Source organism: Anaerobacillus sp. QJM3NY_32, from assembly GCF_056173645.1.
In genome coordinates this window covers 3,584,678-3,600,372 of sequence record NZ_CM149684.1, presented here as the reverse complement: position 1 = coordinate 3,600,372, position 15,695 = coordinate 3,584,678, and the positions used below count along the sequence as shown (strand labels likewise).

Genomic DNA, 15,695 nt, shown 5'->3' with positions numbered 1-15,695 from the left:
TTCATACCATAAAATGAAGCGATATAGTATGATGAAGGTGGAGGGATTGCGATGGAATTAGGATTGATACAAAAGCAGACAACGAAATTAGTCATGACAACCCAGTTGCATCAAGCGATTTCTATACTCCAATATTCTACGGTCGAATTACTGGAGTACGTGAAAGAACAGGCTCTTGAAAATCCATTAATTGAATTACACTCCCCTTCATGGGATGGTGGCGTTCGTTCTTCAAAACGCTCTTATGATACGGGGCTTAAAAAAGATCCACTCGAATACGCTGAAACAAGAAAAAGTTTGCATGATGAGTTACACGATCAGGCGAGGTGTCTACACTTTCCACGTAAAAGGGAAGCCGTTGTGCATTATTTAATTGATAATATTGATGAAAGTGGTTACTTAAGAATAAATGAGACGGAGGTAATGAATTACTTTGATGTCGAGCACTTTGAGATCACTGAAGCCATTAGAGAGATTCAATTACTTGACCCACCAGGTATAGGGGCGCGCTCTCTTTCCGAATGTCTCTTTTTACAGTTAAATGAGTCGGGAGAAATTTTCGAGCTTGCTCGAGATCTTGTTTCCTATCATTTGAAAGCGCTAGCAGAAAAGAAATATCGTGAACTCTCGAGAGAATTTCATGTTCCGGTGGAGCATATACAGCGGGCTGCGGATATAGTAGCTGATCTCGATCCTCGTCCAGGATCAAAGTGGGGTATTGATAAACCATCCTACATTGTTCCAGATGTCATGATAGAAGAGAAAAATGGTAGATTCTCTATTGCATTACTTGATGACGATTTACCAGCAATGAAAGTGAGCAACGCCTACCGTTCTTTTAAAAATAACGAAGCGGAAGAGTATCTAAAGGATAAATATCAGCAAGTCAGCTGGTTATTAAAAAGTATTGAGCAAAGAAAGCAAACGCTTCGAGCAATAATGGGCGTTTTTATTGTTCACCAACAAAATTTTTTGAGAAATGGGATTAGTGAGCTTTCTCCAATAACCTTGAGGGAAGTAGCGATGGAAGCAGATGTCCACGAGTCCACGGTAAGTCGAGCGATTAAAAGCAAATACGTTCAAACGCCACATGGTCTTTTCGCCTTAAAGGACTTATTTACTTCCAAACTGTCTAGTGAGTCTGGAGAAGCTGCTTCTTCCTCTAGTGTAAAGCTATTCATTAAGGAACTTGTGGAGAACGAGAATAAGATGAAACCATTATCAGATCAAAAGATTGTAGAAGCTCTTCATATCCAGAAAGGGATTGAAGTATCGAGGCGTACGATTGCAAAGTATCGAGATGAGTTAAAGATCTTAAGCTCATCGAAACGAAAACGATTTTCGTAGCGGCTACACTAGTCGCTTTTTTTTTTTGCGTTCGAAAGGCTGTCTGAGTAAACTAGTAAAGTAATGAAGGGAGGTTTAACGTGTGGAAAAATCGGTTATTTTATATTCGAAAGAGACATGCCCACTTTGTGATGAAGCATATGAACTACTTCTTGAGCTTCAGGAAGAGGAAATGTTCTCTCTTCAGATAGTTGATATTTATAAGGATGAGGCACTGTTAGAAAAGTTTATGCTGATGATCCCCGTCGTTGAAATCGATGAGGAAGTAGTGGATTATGGTCGAATTTCAAAAAAATCGATAAGAAAACGCTTACTTTAAAAATTTCAGTATAACATAGTTGCCCATACTTTTGGCAACTGCTACAATGAAAATTGTAAGAAGTTCTTTTTGATCCAGGTGGGACTAAAAATGTCTAAGCGGGACATAATACGTCTCGAGGAAAAGAAGAACAGCAGGGGAGACGAATTATGCGCTCATTATTGTCACTTCAACAAAAATTATTGCCGGACATGTTAGATGTTATGAATAAGCGCTATCGGGTATTAAGACAGTTGAGGCTAATGCAGCCAATTGGCCGTAGAAGTCTTGCGAACAGTCTGGGTATAACCGAACGAGTTCTCAGAAGCGAAGTCACTTTCTTTAAAGATCAGGGGCTCCTACATATGTCTGTACAAGGTATGCAACTGACGGAGGAAGGCGAACAGCTACTTCTTGAGCTTGAACCGGTTATGGATGAAGTTTCCGGGCTCGATAATCTCGAGAAACGCTTGAAAGATAAACTTGGCATTCCGGAAGTATTTATTGTCCCTGGTGATAGTGATGTGACCCCCTGGGTAAAGAAAGAAATGGGCAGAGCCGCTGTGGGACGCTTGAAAAAGTTTCAGCTAAAAGATAGAGTGATTGCTGTAACAGGCGGTACCACGCTCGCAGGTGTGGCTGATATGATGATTCCTTCCTCAGATATGGAAGGAACACTGTTTGTTCCGGCTCGAGGGGGCCTAGGAGAACAGGTTGAAAATCAGGCCAACACAATTTGTGCGAAAATGGCAAGAAAAGCCCATACTGACTACCGTTTGCTTCATGTTCCAGATCAATTGAGCGAAGAAGCATACCAATCCCTTATTGAAGAGCCTGGCGTGAAAGATATCCTTGAGATTATCAAGTCTGCCGGTATTGTGGTTCATGGGATTGGGGAAGCTAGAACGATGGCGCAAAGGCGTAAATCTACGCTTGATGTTATTAATAAGATTGAGCGTGAGGATGCTGTCGCTGAAGCGTTCGGGTATTACTTCAATCAGTCTGGTGAAGTCGTTCATAAAGTGAAAACAATCGGACTGCAGCTCGAAGATTTAGAGCGAAGTGAACTAGTCATTGCGGTAGCCGGCGGCCGTTCGAAAGCAAAAGCCATCGAAGCCTATCTTAAGACGGGGATTCAAAGTATCCTTGTGACTGATGAAGGCGCCGCTAAAGCGTTATTAGAGGGAGATTCCCTTTATTAAATAAACCACACCTCGGGAAACGAGGAAATTCAAGGAGGAACTACACAATGGCAACAAAAGTAGGTATTAACGGTTTTGGACGTATTGGACGTAACGTATTCCGTGCAGCATTAAACAACCCTGGTGTTGATATTGTAGCTGTAAACGATCTTACAGATGCAAACATGCTTGCACACCTTCTAAAATACGATTCCGTACATGGAGAACTTAATGTTGAAGTAGAAGTTAACGGCGAGAACCTTGTAGTTAACGGAACTGAAATCACTGTTCTTTCTGAGCGCGACCCAGCACAACTTGGATGGGGAGATCTTGGTGTTGAAGTGGTAATCGAATCCACTGGACGTTTCACAAACCGTGACGATGCTGCGAAGCACCTTGAAGCAGGAGCTAAGAAAGTTGTCATCTCCGCACCAGCTAAAGACGAAGATATTACAGTTGTTCTAGGTGTTAACGAAGACAAGTACGATGCAGCTAGCCACCACGTAATCTCAAACGCATCTTGTACGACAAACTGTCTTGCACCAGTTGCTAAAGTATTGAACGACAAGTTCGGTATTAAGCGTGGTCTAATGACTACAACTCACTCTTATACAAACGATCAGCAAATTCTTGATCTTCCACATAAAGACTACCGTCGTGCTCGTGCGGCAGCTGAAAATATCATCCCAACATCTACAGGCGCTGCTAAAGCAGTATCTCTTGTACTTCCAGAGCTTGATGGTAAGTTGAATGGTATGGCTATGCGCGTACCTACACCTAACGTATCAATCGTTGACCTTGTAGCTGAACTTGATCAAGACGTTTCAGTTGACGAAGTAAACGCTGCTCTTAAAGAAGCTGCTGAAGGCGACCTTAAAGGATACCTTGGTTATAGCGACGAGCCACTAGTATCAAAAGACTACAACGGTAACCCGAACTCTTCAATCGTAGATGGTCTTTCTACAATGGGTATCGATGGAAACATGGTTAAAGTTATCTCTTGGTACGACAACGAGTGGGGCTATTCTAACCGTGTAGTAGATCTAGTCGACTACATCGCTGCAAAAGGGCTATAATAAGAATTGTTAATAGAGGAGGAGGAAGTCTTGAGCCTTCCTCCTTTTCCATTGTCATTACTAACGATATAGCTATATTTAAAAGGTGGTATAAACGACCTTTTAAAACTTTATGCAGAGGAGGACATGCGTGATGAACAAAAAGTCAATTCGTGATGTCGAGTTAAAAGGCAAAAAGGTATTTTGTCGCGTTGATTTCAATGTACCTATGGATAACGGAAAGGTAACAGATGAAACGCGCATTAAAGCAGCACTTCCAACGATTCAGCATTTGGCTGATCAAGGAGCAAAAGTCATCCTTGCGAGCCATCTTGGTCGTCCTAAAGGTGAAGCTGTTGATGAGTTACGTCTTGATCCGGTTGCAGACCGTTTAAGCGACCTCATTGGCAAAACAGTAACAAAAACTGATGCAGTCTATGGTGAAGAAGTAGACCGTGCGATTGCAGGTCTTGAAGATGGCGACCTTCTTCTTATTGAGAATGTTCGTTTTGAAGCTGGAGAAGAGAAGAATGATGAAGAACTTGCGAAGAAATTTGCTGCAATGGCAGATCTTTACGTAAATGATGCTTTTGGAGCTGCACACCGTGCTCACGCTTCAACAGAAGGCATCGCTCATCATATTCCTGCTGTAGCTGGTTTTCTTATGGAAAAAGAACTTGAAGTTCTCGGAAGCGCGCTAACTGAGCCTTCTCGTCCATTTACTGCAATTATCGGTGGAGCGAAAGTAAAAGACAAAATCGGTGTGATTGATCATCTACTAGATAAAGTGGACAACTTGATCATCGGTGGTGGACTTGCTTATACATTCGTAAAAGCGCTTGGCCATGAAATCGGTCTTTCTCTTCTTGAAGAAGACAAAATTGAGCTTGCGAAAACATTCATGGATAAAGCGAAAGAAAAAGGCGTTAATTTCTATATGCCAGAAGACGTTGTTATTGGCGACGATTTCTCAAATGATGCAAACACGAAAATTGTAAGCATCGAAGACATTCCTTCTGACTGGGAAGCGCTTGATATTGGACCAAAAACAAGAGAAACGTACAGCAAAGTTGTTGCTGATTCCAAGCTAGTTATCTGGAACGGCCCTATGGGTGTATTCGAACTAGATGTTTACGCTAATGGAACAAAAGCAGTAGCAGAAGCACTTGCTAATGCAAATGATACCTATTCTGTTATTGGTGGCGGTGACTCTGCAGCAGCGGTTGAGAAATTCGGCTATGCTGATCAAATGAGCCATATCTCTACTGGTGGCGGTGCTTCTCTTGAGTTTATGGAAGGTAAAGAACTTCCTGGTGTTGTCGCACTTAACGACAAATAAAATACTTATGACTTAAATTTATAAAGGGATGGTGAGTGAACATGCGCAAACCAATCATCGCAGGTAACTGGAAGATGAACAAAACACTTACGGAAACAAAAAGCTTTGTTGACGAAGTGAAAGGACTTATTCCTAATGGCGATCGCGTAGATTCCGTTGTCTGTGCTCCTGCTCTTTTCCTTGATTATTTAACGGATGAGCTAGAAGGAACAGCACTTCAAGTAGGTGCTCAAAACATGCACTTTGAAGAAAATGGCGCGTTTACTGGTGAAATTAGCCCTGTCGCACTTAACGATCTTGGAGTAGGCTATGTGATTCTTGGTCACTCTGAACGCCGTGAGCTATTTGGTGAAACGGACGAAATCGTTAACCAGAAAACTCATTCAGCGTTTAAACATAACCTAACACCGATCATCTGTGTTGGTGAAACGCTTGAACAGCGTGAAAGCAACGTAACAGAAGAAATCGTTAAAGGACAAGTTCAAAAGGCAATCGCTGGTCTTACAAATGAACAGGTAGCTCAATCTGTCATCGCATATGAGCCTATCTGGGCAATTGGTACTGGCAAAACTGCAACAAGCGATCAAGCAAATGATGTATGTGCATTTATCCGCGGCGTCCTTAAAGACGAAACGTCTGACGAAACAGCTAATGCGGTCCGTATCCAATATGGCGGCAGTGTGAAACCTGGTAACATTGACGAGCTTATGGGTAAATCCGACATTGATGGAGCTTTAGTCGGCGGCGCGAGTCTTGATGCAAAATCTTTCCTTCAGCTTTTGGAGGCTGGTCAGAATGCCTAAAAAGCCAGAAGCTTTAATCATCTTAGATGGTTTCGGCCTTAGAGATGAAGAAAAAGGAAATGCCGTAGCTCATGCGAAAAAACCGAATTTTGACCGTTACTGGAACCAATACCCACACGCTACCCTACAAGCGAGTGGTAAAGCAGTTGGACTTCCAGACGGACAAATGGGTAACTCAGAAGTTGGCCACTTGAATATCGGTGCAGGACGCATTGTTTATCAAAGCTTAACTAGAGTAAATCTTGCAATTGAAGAAGGTGACTTCTTCGAGAATGAAACATTTCTAGAGGCTATTGACCATGCAAAGAAAAAAGGGACAAGCCTACACTTGTTCGGACTTCTTTCTGACGGTGGTATTCATAGTCACATTAAACATCTTTTCGCTCTTCTTGAACTTGCTGCTAAGCAAGGTTTAAAAGATGTCTATGTTCACGGTTTCCTTGATGGTCGTGATGTTGGCCAACAATCTGCGAAAACCTACATTCAGCAGTTAGAGGAAAAAATGGAAGAAGTTGGAGTAGGTCGTCTTGCGACTCTCTCAGGACGTTATTATTCCATGGACCGCGACAAGCGTTGGGATCGCGTAGAGAAGTCTTACCGCGCCCTGGCATACGGTGAAGGTCCTTCTTATAAAGACCCAAATGAGTTAATTGATGATAATTACAAGAATGAAATCTACGATGAATTCGTTCTTCCTTCCGTTATGACAGAAGAAGACGGTTCACCGATTGCGACGGTAGATGATGAGGATGCAGTAATCTTCTTTAACTTCCGTCCTGACCGAGCAATCCAGATTTCACAAGTCTTTACGAATGATGATTTCCGCGGTTTCGATCGTGGGGAAGAACGTCCGAAAGATCTTCACTTTGTCTCACTCACTCGTTTTAGTGAAACAGTTGGAGGAGACGTTGCTTTCAAACCAACAAACCTTGATAACACGCTTGGTGAAGTACTAGCTCAGCAGGACTACAAGCAGCTGCGTATTGCTGAGACAGAGAAATACCCACACGTTACTTTCTTCTTTAGCGGTGGACGCGAAGAAGAGTTTCCTGGGGAAGAGCGCATTCTTATCGACTCTCCGAAGGTTGCAACCTATGACTTGAAGCCGGAGATGAGTGCCTACGAAGTAACGGACGCGTTACTGAAAGAGCTCGATGCCGATAAGCACGATGCGATTATCTTGAACTTTGCTAACCCTGACATGGTAGGGCATTCCGGAATGCTTGAACCGACAGTCAAAGCGATTGAAGCTGTTGACGAATGTCTTGGTAAGATCGTTGATAAAATTTTAGAAAAAGGCGGAAATGCGATTATTACCGCTGACCACGGGAACTCTGATGAAGTCACGACGCTTGATGGCGATGCGATGACTGCTCATACAACGAATCCTGTACCTGTTATTGTTACTAAAGACGGTGCTGAGCTTCGTACAGACGGAATTCTTGCGGACCTTTCACCAACCCTTCTTGATTTGCTTGGCGGCAAGCAACCGAAGGAAATGACAGGAAAATCATTAATTAAATAACTTACATTTAAAGGAGATGACACGTTATGCCAATCATTACTGACGTTTATGCACGCGAGGTCCTTGACTCCCGCGGTAATCCAACAGTTGAAGTAGAAGTATTTACAGACGCAGGCGTTAAAGCACGCGCAATGGTACCATCTGGCGCATCCACTGGTGAATACGAAGCAGTTGAACTTCGTGACGGTGACAAAGATCGCTACCTTGGTAAAGGCGTAGAAAAAGCAGTAGCTAACATTAACGAAACAATCGCTCCAGAGCTAGTAGGAATGAGCGTTTATGACCAACTTGGAATCGACCATATGATGATTGACCTTGATGGTACTGATAATAAAGGCAAGCTAGGTGCTAACGCTATTCTTGGCGTATCTATGGCTGTTGCACGTGCAGCTGCTGAAGAGCTTGAACTTCCACTTTACGTTTACCTTGGTGGTTTCAATGCAAAAACTCTTCCAACACCAATGATGAACATTCTTAATGGTGGAGAGCACGCTGATAACAACGTAGACATTCAAGAATTTATGGTTATGCCTGTTGGAGCACCTTCTTTCAAAGAAGCACTTCGCACTGGCGCTGAAATTTTCCACAGCCTTAAAGGTGTTTTGAAAGAAAAAGGCCTTAACACTTCTGTAGGTGACGAAGGCGGATTCGCTCCTAACCTTGGTTCAAATGAAGAAGCGATCCAAACAATTATCGAAGCAATCGAAAAAGCGGGCTACAAGCCTGGTGAAGAAGTAATGCTCGCTCTAGACGTAGCATCTTCTGAAATTTACAGCGACGGTAAATACAACCTTGCTGGTGAAGGCGTAGTGAAGACATCTGAAGAAATGATCGAATTCTACAGCCAGCTATGTGAAAAATATCCGATCATCTCAATTGAAGATGGTCTTGACGAAAACGACTGGGAAGGCTGGGAGAAACTTACTCAAGCTCTTGGTGAGAAAGTTCAACTTGTTGGTGACGATCTTTTCGTTACAAATACAAACAAACTTTCTGAAGGAATCGAGCGCAGTGTAGGTAACTCTATCCTAATCAAAGTGAACCAAATTGGTACACTAACTGAAACGTTTGATGCTGTTGAAATGGCGAAGCGCGCTGGATACACAGCTGTTATTTCTCACCGTTCTGGTGAAACAGAAGATACAACAATCGCTGACATCGCTGTTGCGACTAACGCTGGACAAATTAAGACAGGCGCACCGTCTCGTACGGACCGCGTAGCTAAATACAACCAGCTTCTTCGTATCGAAGATGAGCTTGAACACCTTGCAATCTACGGTGGCCGTAAAAGCTTCTACAACTTAGATAAGAAGTAAGTTGAAAAAACCCCCGCGTGAAAACGCGGGGGTTTTTGATGGGTTCTTTTCTTTTTTAACCTATGTTAATGAACAGTGTTGATTTCTGGCTGATTTGCGTGAAGTTGAGATTTCACGCAAATCAGCCACCACTCTTATCGGAACAACGTCTACAAAAACAGTCGTTACCGTTCAAGAAGTGTTAACACAATGTTAAGAAGGTATGAGAATGTCCTGTATTACCGAAATAGATTGCTTTTACTGAAAAATTTATGGTAAATTGATAGTATTGGAAAGGCTATAGTCCGGGAGGTGGAATCATGCATCTTGCAGCTACAATTGCATTAGTTATCGTTTCAATCTTACTTATTACTGTCGTATTGCTTCAGTCTGGTAAAAGCGCCGGGTTATCAGGAGCCATTACAGGTGGAGCTGAGCAATTATTCGGAAAGCAAAAGGCCCGCGGCTTTGAAGCGGTTTTAAATAAAGTAACGGTAGTACTTGCCGTATTGTTCTTTGTTCTTTCAATTCTCGTTGCGTATCTCGTGTAATGTGATAAAGGAAGCAGCAGGTGTTGAACCACTTGCTGCTTTTTTCATTGGAGGAAATGAAAGTATCAAATTCAGTGAAGTCGAAATCTGGCGCCGGCAAGCTCCATTGTGGCAAAAAGCGCTACATTGAGGCTCGTATTAAGCATGTCGCGTGTGAAATAGGCGCTTGTGCTTTTTTAAAGAAGAAAGAAAAGCAAGTTTTTTGTCGAATGAAACAGGGAAATAAGCTAGAAGAACACATTCCTTTTTACTGAGGACGGAAACCGTTAAAATGCATATAAGGACTTCAATAGACAGGATAAATCGTTTTTTGAAGGTCAAACTAATGAGTAGGACTGGATTATTTAGAGGAGGATCACATCATGAAAGTAGTAGCACCCAAGCCATTTACATTTGAAGGAGGTAATCGCTCGGTACTAATGTTGCATGGCTTTACTGGTAATACAGCAGATGTCCGAATGATGGGACGTTATTTGCAGGAACAGGGGTATACGTGTCATGCCCCACAATATGAAGGACATGGCGTTCCCCCAGAAGAGTTAGTACATACAGGTCCTCAAGACTGGTGGAAAAACGTCAAAGAGGGGTATGAATTGCTTAAAAGCATGGGGCATGAGGAAATAGCTGTTGTGGGATTATCGCTTGGAGGCGTATTTTCTTTAAAGCTCGGTTATACTGTTCCTGTAAAGGGAATCGTACCCATGTGCGCCCCAATGGATATGAAGGATGAAGAAACGATGTATCAGGGTGTTCTTTCTTACGCAAGAGAATATAAGAAATTTGAACGGAAGTCTCCTGAACAAATTGAAGAAGAAATGGAAGCGTTCAAAGAAACCCCAATGAACACGCTCGGAGAACTTCGAGACCTGATCTATGATGTGCGTGATAACATTGATATGATTTATGCTCCGACATTTGTCGCTCAGGCAAGACACGATGAGATGATTAATACGGAGAGTGCGAATGTTATTCATGATCATGTAGAATCAGATGAGAAGAGTTTAAAATGGTATGAGAATTCAACACACGCCATTACGCTTGGAAAAGAGAAAGAGGAACTTCATAAGGACGTGCACGCATTTCTTGATGGACTTGATTGGTCTGAATAATCTACGGATATATTTTACTAGAAAGAAGGTGGAAGACAATGGCAGAAGAACATGAACAGAGAATATTGAGCTTCATGAAAGAGGAAGCATATAAACCACTAACTGTACAAGAACTTGAAGAAGTTTTTGGAGTGAAAGATTCCAGTGAGTTTAAGGAGTTTGTGAAAACCCTAAACGGGATGGAAGAAGAAGGTTTAATTGTAAGAACAAGAAGTAACCGCTATGGCATTCCTGAGAAAATGAATCTTGTAAGAGGAAAGCTACAGGTTCATGCAAAAGGCTTTGCATTCCTGATTTCAGATAGCGACACTGGCGAGAAGGATGTTTATATTAACCAGAGTGACCTTGAGGGAGCGATGAATGGAGACCGTGTCATCGCACGACTACATCAAAAATCATCAGGGACACGTCCAGAGGGGACCGTTATTCGTATCATTGAGCGTGGTGTTAAGCGCACAGTTGGTACATACTCTGACAGCAAGCATTTTGGTTTTGTGATTGCGGATGATAAACGAATCCCACATGACATTTTTATTCCAAAAGGGTCTACTGGTGGTGCGGTTGACGGCCACAAAGTCGTTGTTGAAATTACGAAGTATCCTGAAGGACGTATGAGTGCTGAAGGACGAATTACAGAAATACTAGGACACAAGAATGATCCTGGAGTAGATATTCTTTCCATTATTTATAAACATGAATTACCAGGTGAATTTCCGGATGCAACGATGAAACAGGCCAATGACACGCCTGATCAAATTGATGAGAAGGAAATTGAAGGTAGACGTGATTTGCGTGAAGAAACGATTGTCACGATTGATGGTGCTGATGCAAAAGACCTTGATGATGCGGTTAACGTTGTTAAACTTCCAAACGGGAACTATAAATTAGGTGTTCATATTGCAGACGTCACGTATTATGTCACTGAGAACTCTCCAATCGATCAAGAAGCGCTTGATCGTGGTACAAGTGTCTATCTTGTCGATCGTGTAATCCCGATGATTCCCCACCGATTATCAAACGGTATTTGTAGTTTAAATCCTCAAGTGGATCGTTTAACGATTTCGTGTGAAATGGAAATTACAACGCAGGGTGAAGTTGTGAATCATGAAATTTTCCCAAGCGTTATTCGTACAAATGAGCGAATGACATATACGGATGTACGTAAAATTCTTAAACGTGAAGACGATGAAGTACTTGAGCGCTATAAATCTCTAGTTCCATTCTTCGATGGCATGGGAGAACTAGCTGAAATCTTAAGAAAAGGTCGCTTTGAACGAGGGGCTATTGATTTTGATTTTGCGGAAGCGAAAGTTCTTGTAGATGAAGAAGGGGCACCACAGGAGATTGTTCAACGAGAACGCTCGGTAGCTGAACGCTTAATTGAAGAATTTATGCTTGTAGCGAACGAAACAGTTGCACAACATTTCCACTTCATGGAAGTTCCGTTTATGTACCGTATTCACGAAGATCCGGATTCAGACAAACTCAATACATTCTTTGAGTTTATTACAAACTTCGGCTATGTCGTACGAGGTAATGCTAACACGGTGCACCCGCGTGCGCTTCAAAAGCTTTTAGAAGAAGTGAAAGGTGAGCCAGAAGAAGCGGTCATCAGTAAGGTTATGCTTCGCTCTATGCAACAGGCGAAATACTTCCCTGAAAGTCTCGGCCACTTCGGTTTATCGACAGATTTCTATACGCATTTCACATCGCCAATTCGTCGTTATCCTGACTTAATTGTGCATCGTTTAATTCGTACGTACCTGTTTGAGAAAAAAGTCGACAATCAGACAACTTCTAAGTGGGGCGAAGCGCTTGGTGAAATCGCTCAGCACGCTTCAGCGATGGAACGACGTGCAGTTGACGCTGAACGCGAAACCGATGATCTGAAAAAAGCTGAGTTTATGAAAGATAAAATTGGGGAAGAGTTCGAAGGCGTGATTAGCGGCGTAACAAACTTTGGCTTATTTGTTGAATTGCCAAATACGATCGAAGGGCTTGTCCACGTTAGCTATTTAACCGATGACTATTACCATTATGACGAAGGTGCTTATGCGATGATCGGCGAACGTACCGGTAACGTATACCGCATCGGTGACGAAATCGCCATTCGCGTCTTAAATGTTAACATTGACGAACGAGCGATCGACTTCGAAATTGTTGGCATGAAGCCACCGAAAGAACGTCGTCGTAGAGAAAGTCCTAAAGTTATTGAAGGCGGAAAGCGTAAAAAACGTGGGAAGTCATCGAATAAAACAACTGATGCAGGACAGAAAAAAAGAAAGTTCTCTCCACCTAAAGATGGTCAGGGAACGAAAAAGAAAGCAAAAAACAAAAAGAAAAAACGTCGAAATAATAATGCTTAACTAGGGATATTTCAATCATGTCGGTCGGAGTAAGTCATCTTGACTTATTCTGACCAAATTGATATACTGGAATTCGACGTTTGAGAGGGGGGACGGTCATGCCAAAAGGTGATGGTGGACTCATTGCACAAAATAAGAAAGCAAGACACGATTATTCTGTTATTGAAACATATGAAGCAGGTCTAGTTCTACAAGGAACTGAAATTAAATCCATCAGGGCAAGACGCGTAAACCTGAAAGACTCTCACGCCATTATTCGTAAAGGCGAAATTTTTCTTATCAATATGCACGTCAATGAATATGAGCAGGGAAATCGTTTTAATCACGATCCAACCCGTACTCGTAAGCTATTGATGAAGAGGAAAGAGATTGATAAGCTCCTTGGCTTAACGAAAGAACAGGGCTATACAATTATTCCACTTAAAGTATATATTAAGAATGGTTATGCGAAAGTACTTCTAGGTCTTGCCAAAGGTAAGAAAAAGTACGATAAGCGCCAAGATCTGAAAGATAAAACGATGAAGCGTGAAGTGGATAAAGCGTTGAAAGAGCGTCAGCGGATATAGTTTCCATTTGATTGGAAGCTGATCTGTGTTATACTAACTATTACCGAAACAACATATGAAGCTTAAGTGCTTTCCCGTTTTCGGTTCTCATTTCTTATATGGGGACGTTACGGATTCGACAGGGATAGGTCGAGCTTAAGTCGCGAGTCGAGTTGGCGAGCTACGTTAAAAACGCCATGCCTATAACTGGCAAAGAAAACAACAACTTCGCACTAGCAGCGTAAGCTGTTTTGCGGTTCCTCCCTCCATCGCCCATGTGGTAGGGTAAGGGACTCAACTTAAGTGGGATACGCCAACAATCCACCGTCTGAGGAAAGTTGGAAGAGATTAACCAGACTAGCTACAAGGACGCCTGTCGTTGGGCAGAATTGTAGTGAAACACTAATATAACGACTACACTCGTAGAAGCTTAAGTGCCGATATCTCTGGACGTGGGTTCGACTCCCACCGTCTCCACCAAATACATATTTGGTGGTTTTTTATTTACAAAAATCACTTCACTAAAAAAGCGGAGAACATGAACTTTCACGTTCTCCGCTTTTTTAGTGACGAATTTGTTTCCCCTGGAGTCGTTTAGTGAAAGAATCAGCTTGAGGGGTGACCGCAACATGGCCGAGTGCTTTTCCTAATCCAAAAGAAGGCATATTTCCATAAAGGGTTTCATAGTGAGAGCTCGGAAGGACGTATGTTTCATGATAAATACCGACAGCACGGTTATTTCCGATCTTTTGATTGAAGTTTTTCCATGCTTTTAAATGAGCTTGACCATGCGCATAATGGCGTAGGTCATCAGATGAGCGCCAGTATTGAAGAAGTAGCGTTGTACGGAAACTAAAGAAGTTTTCCATAGAAAGGCATCCTAACTGTTTATTGGTGCTAAGCTCACGAATCATGCCAGGCATCGCAAGAAAGACTGGAAGCCATTTATGCACAGCCCACCACTGATTGATTCGCATGCCGATGAGAAATACTACTACGTCCTGTCCTTTATCCACCGTGTAGCGCCCGCTAAAGACTTGATTTGCCATCTGAATTTCCTCCTCTAGCGCTTTATTTTCGCAACCTTTGCCCATTCAATAGCAGCTTTTGTCGTTCGTTTCCCATAGTCAAGAGTCATAAGCCAGAACTTTGCATCCCCTTGATCACCATACGTTTGTACAATCATCTCCTCGATGGTTTCATAAGTCTTGAAGCGATCGAGTAGTTTGGCGAGATAGCTTTCCAATTGCTTTTCAACTGCTTCATCACTTTGATGCTGACTAAAAAATAGCTTAAGCAATAACTCATTTTTCTCTAAAGCTACTTCCTCAACAGGCGTTTCCATCCACTTTTTGAGCGCATCCCAGCCCAGTTGTGTTAATTCATATTCCTTTTTGTCTGGCTTACCGGATTCGCTTTGTTTTTGGACCGTAATAAGTTCTTCATCCAAAAGACTTTTCAGCGTCGGATAAATTTGACCGTAGCTGATTTTCCAAAAATGATTCAAGCTACCATCCATCATTTGTTTCATTGAATAGCCAGTGCGACAACCGGTAGTTAGTAAGCCTAAAATAGCAAATTTCGTATTTGACTGTTTTTCCATATTTCTCACCCTATATCTAAAAGATATGTATCAATTAGATATATAATAGCACGTTTTTTTTAAATATGGAAATTGAATAATGGCTTTTATTTACAGTTGGCATTATGTTTATCAACTTGTTCAAATACAATCTAAAAAAACAAGCCGCCCTTTTGGACGACTAGTTTGGTTTTCTATTCAGATGCTACTTTGGTTTCTTCGTGGACTGAAACTTCCAGGTTGCGTTGAGTAAACACTTTTTTGGCAAGCGTAAGCGCATTAAGAACTCGTGGAAAGCCTGTATAGGGAATGAGTTGTATGATAGCTTCCACAACCTCTGATGCCATCAGCCCGGAGGTGAGTGTGGTATTGATGTGAAGTTCAAGCTGAGGTTCTGTTCCTTGAGTCACAAGTGATGAAAGAGTAACGAGCGCTCTTTGCTGATTCGTTAACCCATCACGAGAGTAGATGTCTCTGTAAGCAAATTCGATAATATATTTACCAACATCAGGAGCAATTTCCTTCAGATCATCTGAGATTTTCAAATGAGTTGATATGTCGTCATTTGACGATAATGTGTATTCCATTAATTTATCTAGAACTTGCTGCAGGAGATCTTTTTCCATTGTAAAAGCATCCTATAATATATCCTTTAGTAGGATCAGGTGTCCTACTATACCGCGCGGAAGCTTTTGTGTG

15 protein-coding genes and 1 other RNA gene are annotated in these 15,695 nt (G+C 42.1%); 13 read left to right on the top strand and 3 right to left on the bottom strand.

Features of this window, described 5'->3' with window-relative positions; all coding sequences use genetic code 11:
- Nucleotides 1–51: 51 nt before the first annotated feature.
- The 13 genes from rpoN (at nucleotide 52) to ssrA (ending at nucleotide 13,894) form a co-directional block, all read left to right on the top strand.
- The gene (rpoN, locus tag AC0VYH_RS18760) at nucleotides 52–1,347 is read left to right on the top strand and encodes an RNA polymerase factor sigma-54 (protein WP_475367966.1); all 1,296 of its coding nucleotides are present in this window, start codon (nucleotides 52–54) and stop codon (nucleotides 1,345–1,347) included.
- Nucleotides 1,348–1,429: 82 nt separating this feature from the next.
- Entirely contained in the window at nucleotides 1,430–1,666 is a 237-nt protein-coding gene (locus AC0VYH_RS18755) for a glutaredoxin family protein (RefSeq protein ID WP_430244894.1), read from the top strand.
- 149 nt (nucleotides 1,667–1,815) lie between these two features.
- Nucleotides 1,816–2,847: a sugar-binding transcriptional regulator gene (locus AC0VYH_RS18750; protein ID WP_430244892.1), complete on the top strand. Its 1,032-nt coding sequence runs from the start codon at nucleotides 1,816–1,818 to the stop codon at nucleotides 2,845–2,847.
- A 47-nt stretch (nucleotides 2,848–2,894) separates the two neighbouring features.
- Nucleotides 2,895–3,902, top strand: coding sequence for a type I glyceraldehyde-3-phosphate dehydrogenase (gap, locus tag AC0VYH_RS18745; protein WP_404683297.1), 1,008 nt, complete (start codon nucleotides 2,895–2,897; stop codon nucleotides 3,900–3,902).
- A gap of 133 nt (nucleotides 3,903–4,035) precedes the next feature.
- Complete coding sequence (locus tag AC0VYH_RS18740) at nucleotides 4,036–5,220, top strand: phosphoglycerate kinase (RefSeq protein ID WP_475367965.1); 1,185 nt, start codon at nucleotides 4,036–4,038, stop codon at nucleotides 5,218–5,220.
- 41 nt (nucleotides 5,221–5,261) lie between these two features.
- Complete coding sequence (tpiA, locus tag AC0VYH_RS18735) at nucleotides 5,262–6,023, top strand: triose-phosphate isomerase (protein ID WP_475367964.1); 762 nt, start codon at nucleotides 5,262–5,264, stop codon at nucleotides 6,021–6,023.
- Nucleotides 6,016–7,548 (top strand): 2,3-bisphosphoglycerate-independent phosphoglycerate mutase, encoded by a 1,533-nt coding sequence (gpmI, locus tag AC0VYH_RS18730; RefSeq protein WP_475367963.1) that lies wholly within the window; start codon nucleotides 6,016–6,018, stop codon nucleotides 7,546–7,548. Before tpiA ends, gpmI begins: the two co-directional genes overlap by 8 nt.
- 26 nt (nucleotides 7,549–7,574) lie before the next feature.
- Nucleotides 7,575–8,864: a phosphopyruvate hydratase gene (gene eno, locus AC0VYH_RS18725; RefSeq protein ID WP_224882172.1), complete on the top strand. Its 1,290-nt coding sequence runs from the start codon at nucleotides 7,575–7,577 to the stop codon at nucleotides 8,862–8,864.
- A 299-nt stretch (nucleotides 8,865–9,163) separates the two neighbouring features.
- Nucleotides 9,164–9,394: a preprotein translocase subunit SecG gene (secG, locus tag AC0VYH_RS18720; RefSeq protein WP_098445013.1), complete on the top strand. Its 231-nt coding sequence runs from the start codon at nucleotides 9,164–9,166 to the stop codon at nucleotides 9,392–9,394.
- A gap of 362 nt (nucleotides 9,395–9,756) precedes the next feature.
- Nucleotides 9,757–10,503, top strand: a complete 747-nt coding sequence (locus AC0VYH_RS18715) for an alpha/beta hydrolase (RefSeq protein WP_475372915.1) — start codon at nucleotides 9,757–9,759, stop codon at nucleotides 10,501–10,503.
- A 38-nt stretch (nucleotides 10,504–10,541) separates the two neighbouring features.
- A complete protein-coding gene (gene rnr / locus AC0VYH_RS18710; RefSeq protein WP_430244884.1) occupies nucleotides 10,542–12,869 on the top strand; it encodes a ribonuclease R in 2,328 nt (775 codons plus the stop codon).
- A 98-nt stretch (nucleotides 12,870–12,967) separates the two neighbouring features.
- On the top strand, nucleotides 12,968–13,435 hold the full coding sequence (gene smpB / locus AC0VYH_RS18705) for an SsrA-binding protein SmpB (RefSeq protein WP_194218797.1): 468 nt from the start codon (nucleotides 12,968–12,970) through the stop codon (nucleotides 13,433–13,435).
- A 100-nt stretch (nucleotides 13,436–13,535) separates the two neighbouring features.
- Nucleotides 13,536–13,894: a transfer-messenger RNA gene (ssrA, locus tag AC0VYH_RS18700) on the top strand.
- Nucleotides 13,895–13,977: 83 nt separating this feature from the next.
- Here the strand turns inward: ssrA and AC0VYH_RS18695 are convergent.
- From AC0VYH_RS18695 to AC0VYH_RS18685, 3 genes are all read right to left on the bottom strand, one after another.
- On the bottom strand, nucleotides 13,978–14,463 hold the full coding sequence (locus AC0VYH_RS18695; protein WP_475367960.1) for a DUF4188 domain-containing protein: 486 nt from the start codon (nucleotides 14,461–14,463) through the stop codon (nucleotides 13,978–13,980).
- A gap of 14 nt (nucleotides 14,464–14,477) precedes the next feature.
- Nucleotides 14,478–15,017: a PadR family transcriptional regulator gene (locus tag AC0VYH_RS18690; RefSeq protein ID WP_475372914.1), complete on the bottom strand. Its 540-nt coding sequence runs from the start codon at nucleotides 15,015–15,017 to the stop codon at nucleotides 14,478–14,480.
- Nucleotides 15,018–15,190: 173 nt separating this feature from the next.
- Nucleotides 15,191–15,622 (bottom strand): carboxymuconolactone decarboxylase family protein, encoded by a 432-nt coding sequence (locus AC0VYH_RS18685; RefSeq protein ID WP_475372913.1) that lies wholly within the window; start codon nucleotides 15,620–15,622, stop codon nucleotides 15,191–15,193.
- Nucleotides 15,623–15,695: the final 73 nt, after the last annotated feature.

Bases quoted from the DNA above. Each gene is read 5' to 3' on its own strand.
- AC0VYH_RS18690 (WP_475372914.1), bottom strand. From the start codon at position 15,017: ATGGAAAAACAGTCAAATACGAAATTTGCTATTTTAGGCTTACTAACT.
- AC0VYH_RS18695 (WP_475367960.1), bottom strand. From the start codon at position 14,463: ATGGCAAATCAAGTCTTTAGCGGGCGCTACACGGTGGATAAAGGACAG.
- tpiA (WP_475367964.1), top strand. From the start codon at position 5,262: ATGCGCAAACCAATCATCGCAGGTAACTGGAAGATGAACAAAACACTT.
- gpmI (WP_475367963.1), top strand. From the start codon at position 6,016: ATGCCTAAAAAGCCAGAAGCTTTAATCATCTTAGATGGTTTCGGCCTT.
- secG (WP_098445013.1), top strand. From the start codon at position 9,164: ATGCATCTTGCAGCTACAATTGCATTAGTTATCGTTTCAATCTTACTT.
- smpB (WP_194218797.1), top strand. From the start codon at position 12,968: ATGCCAAAAGGTGATGGTGGACTCATTGCACAAAATAAGAAAGCAAGA.
- rnr (WP_430244884.1), top strand. From the start codon at position 10,542: ATGGCAGAAGAACATGAACAGAGAATATTGAGCTTCATGAAAGAGGAA.
- AC0VYH_RS18685 (WP_475372913.1), bottom strand. From the start codon at position 15,622: ATGGAAAAAGATCTCCTGCAGCAAGTTCTAGATAAATTAATGGAATAC.
- gap (WP_404683297.1), top strand. From the start codon at position 2,895: ATGGCAACAAAAGTAGGTATTAACGGTTTTGGACGTATTGGACGTAAC.
- AC0VYH_RS18750 (WP_430244892.1), top strand. From the start codon at position 1,816: ATGCGCTCATTATTGTCACTTCAACAAAAATTATTGCCGGACATGTTA.
- AC0VYH_RS18715 (WP_475372915.1), top strand. From the start codon at position 9,757: ATGAAAGTAGTAGCACCCAAGCCATTTACATTTGAAGGAGGTAATCGC.
- AC0VYH_RS18740 (WP_475367965.1), top strand. From the start codon at position 4,036: ATGAACAAAAAGTCAATTCGTGATGTCGAGTTAAAAGGCAAAAAGGTA.
- rpoN (WP_475367966.1), top strand. From the start codon at position 52: ATGGAATTAGGATTGATACAAAAGCAGACAACGAAATTAGTCATGACA.
- eno (WP_224882172.1), top strand. From the start codon at position 7,575: ATGCCAATCATTACTGACGTTTATGCACGCGAGGTCCTTGACTCCCGC.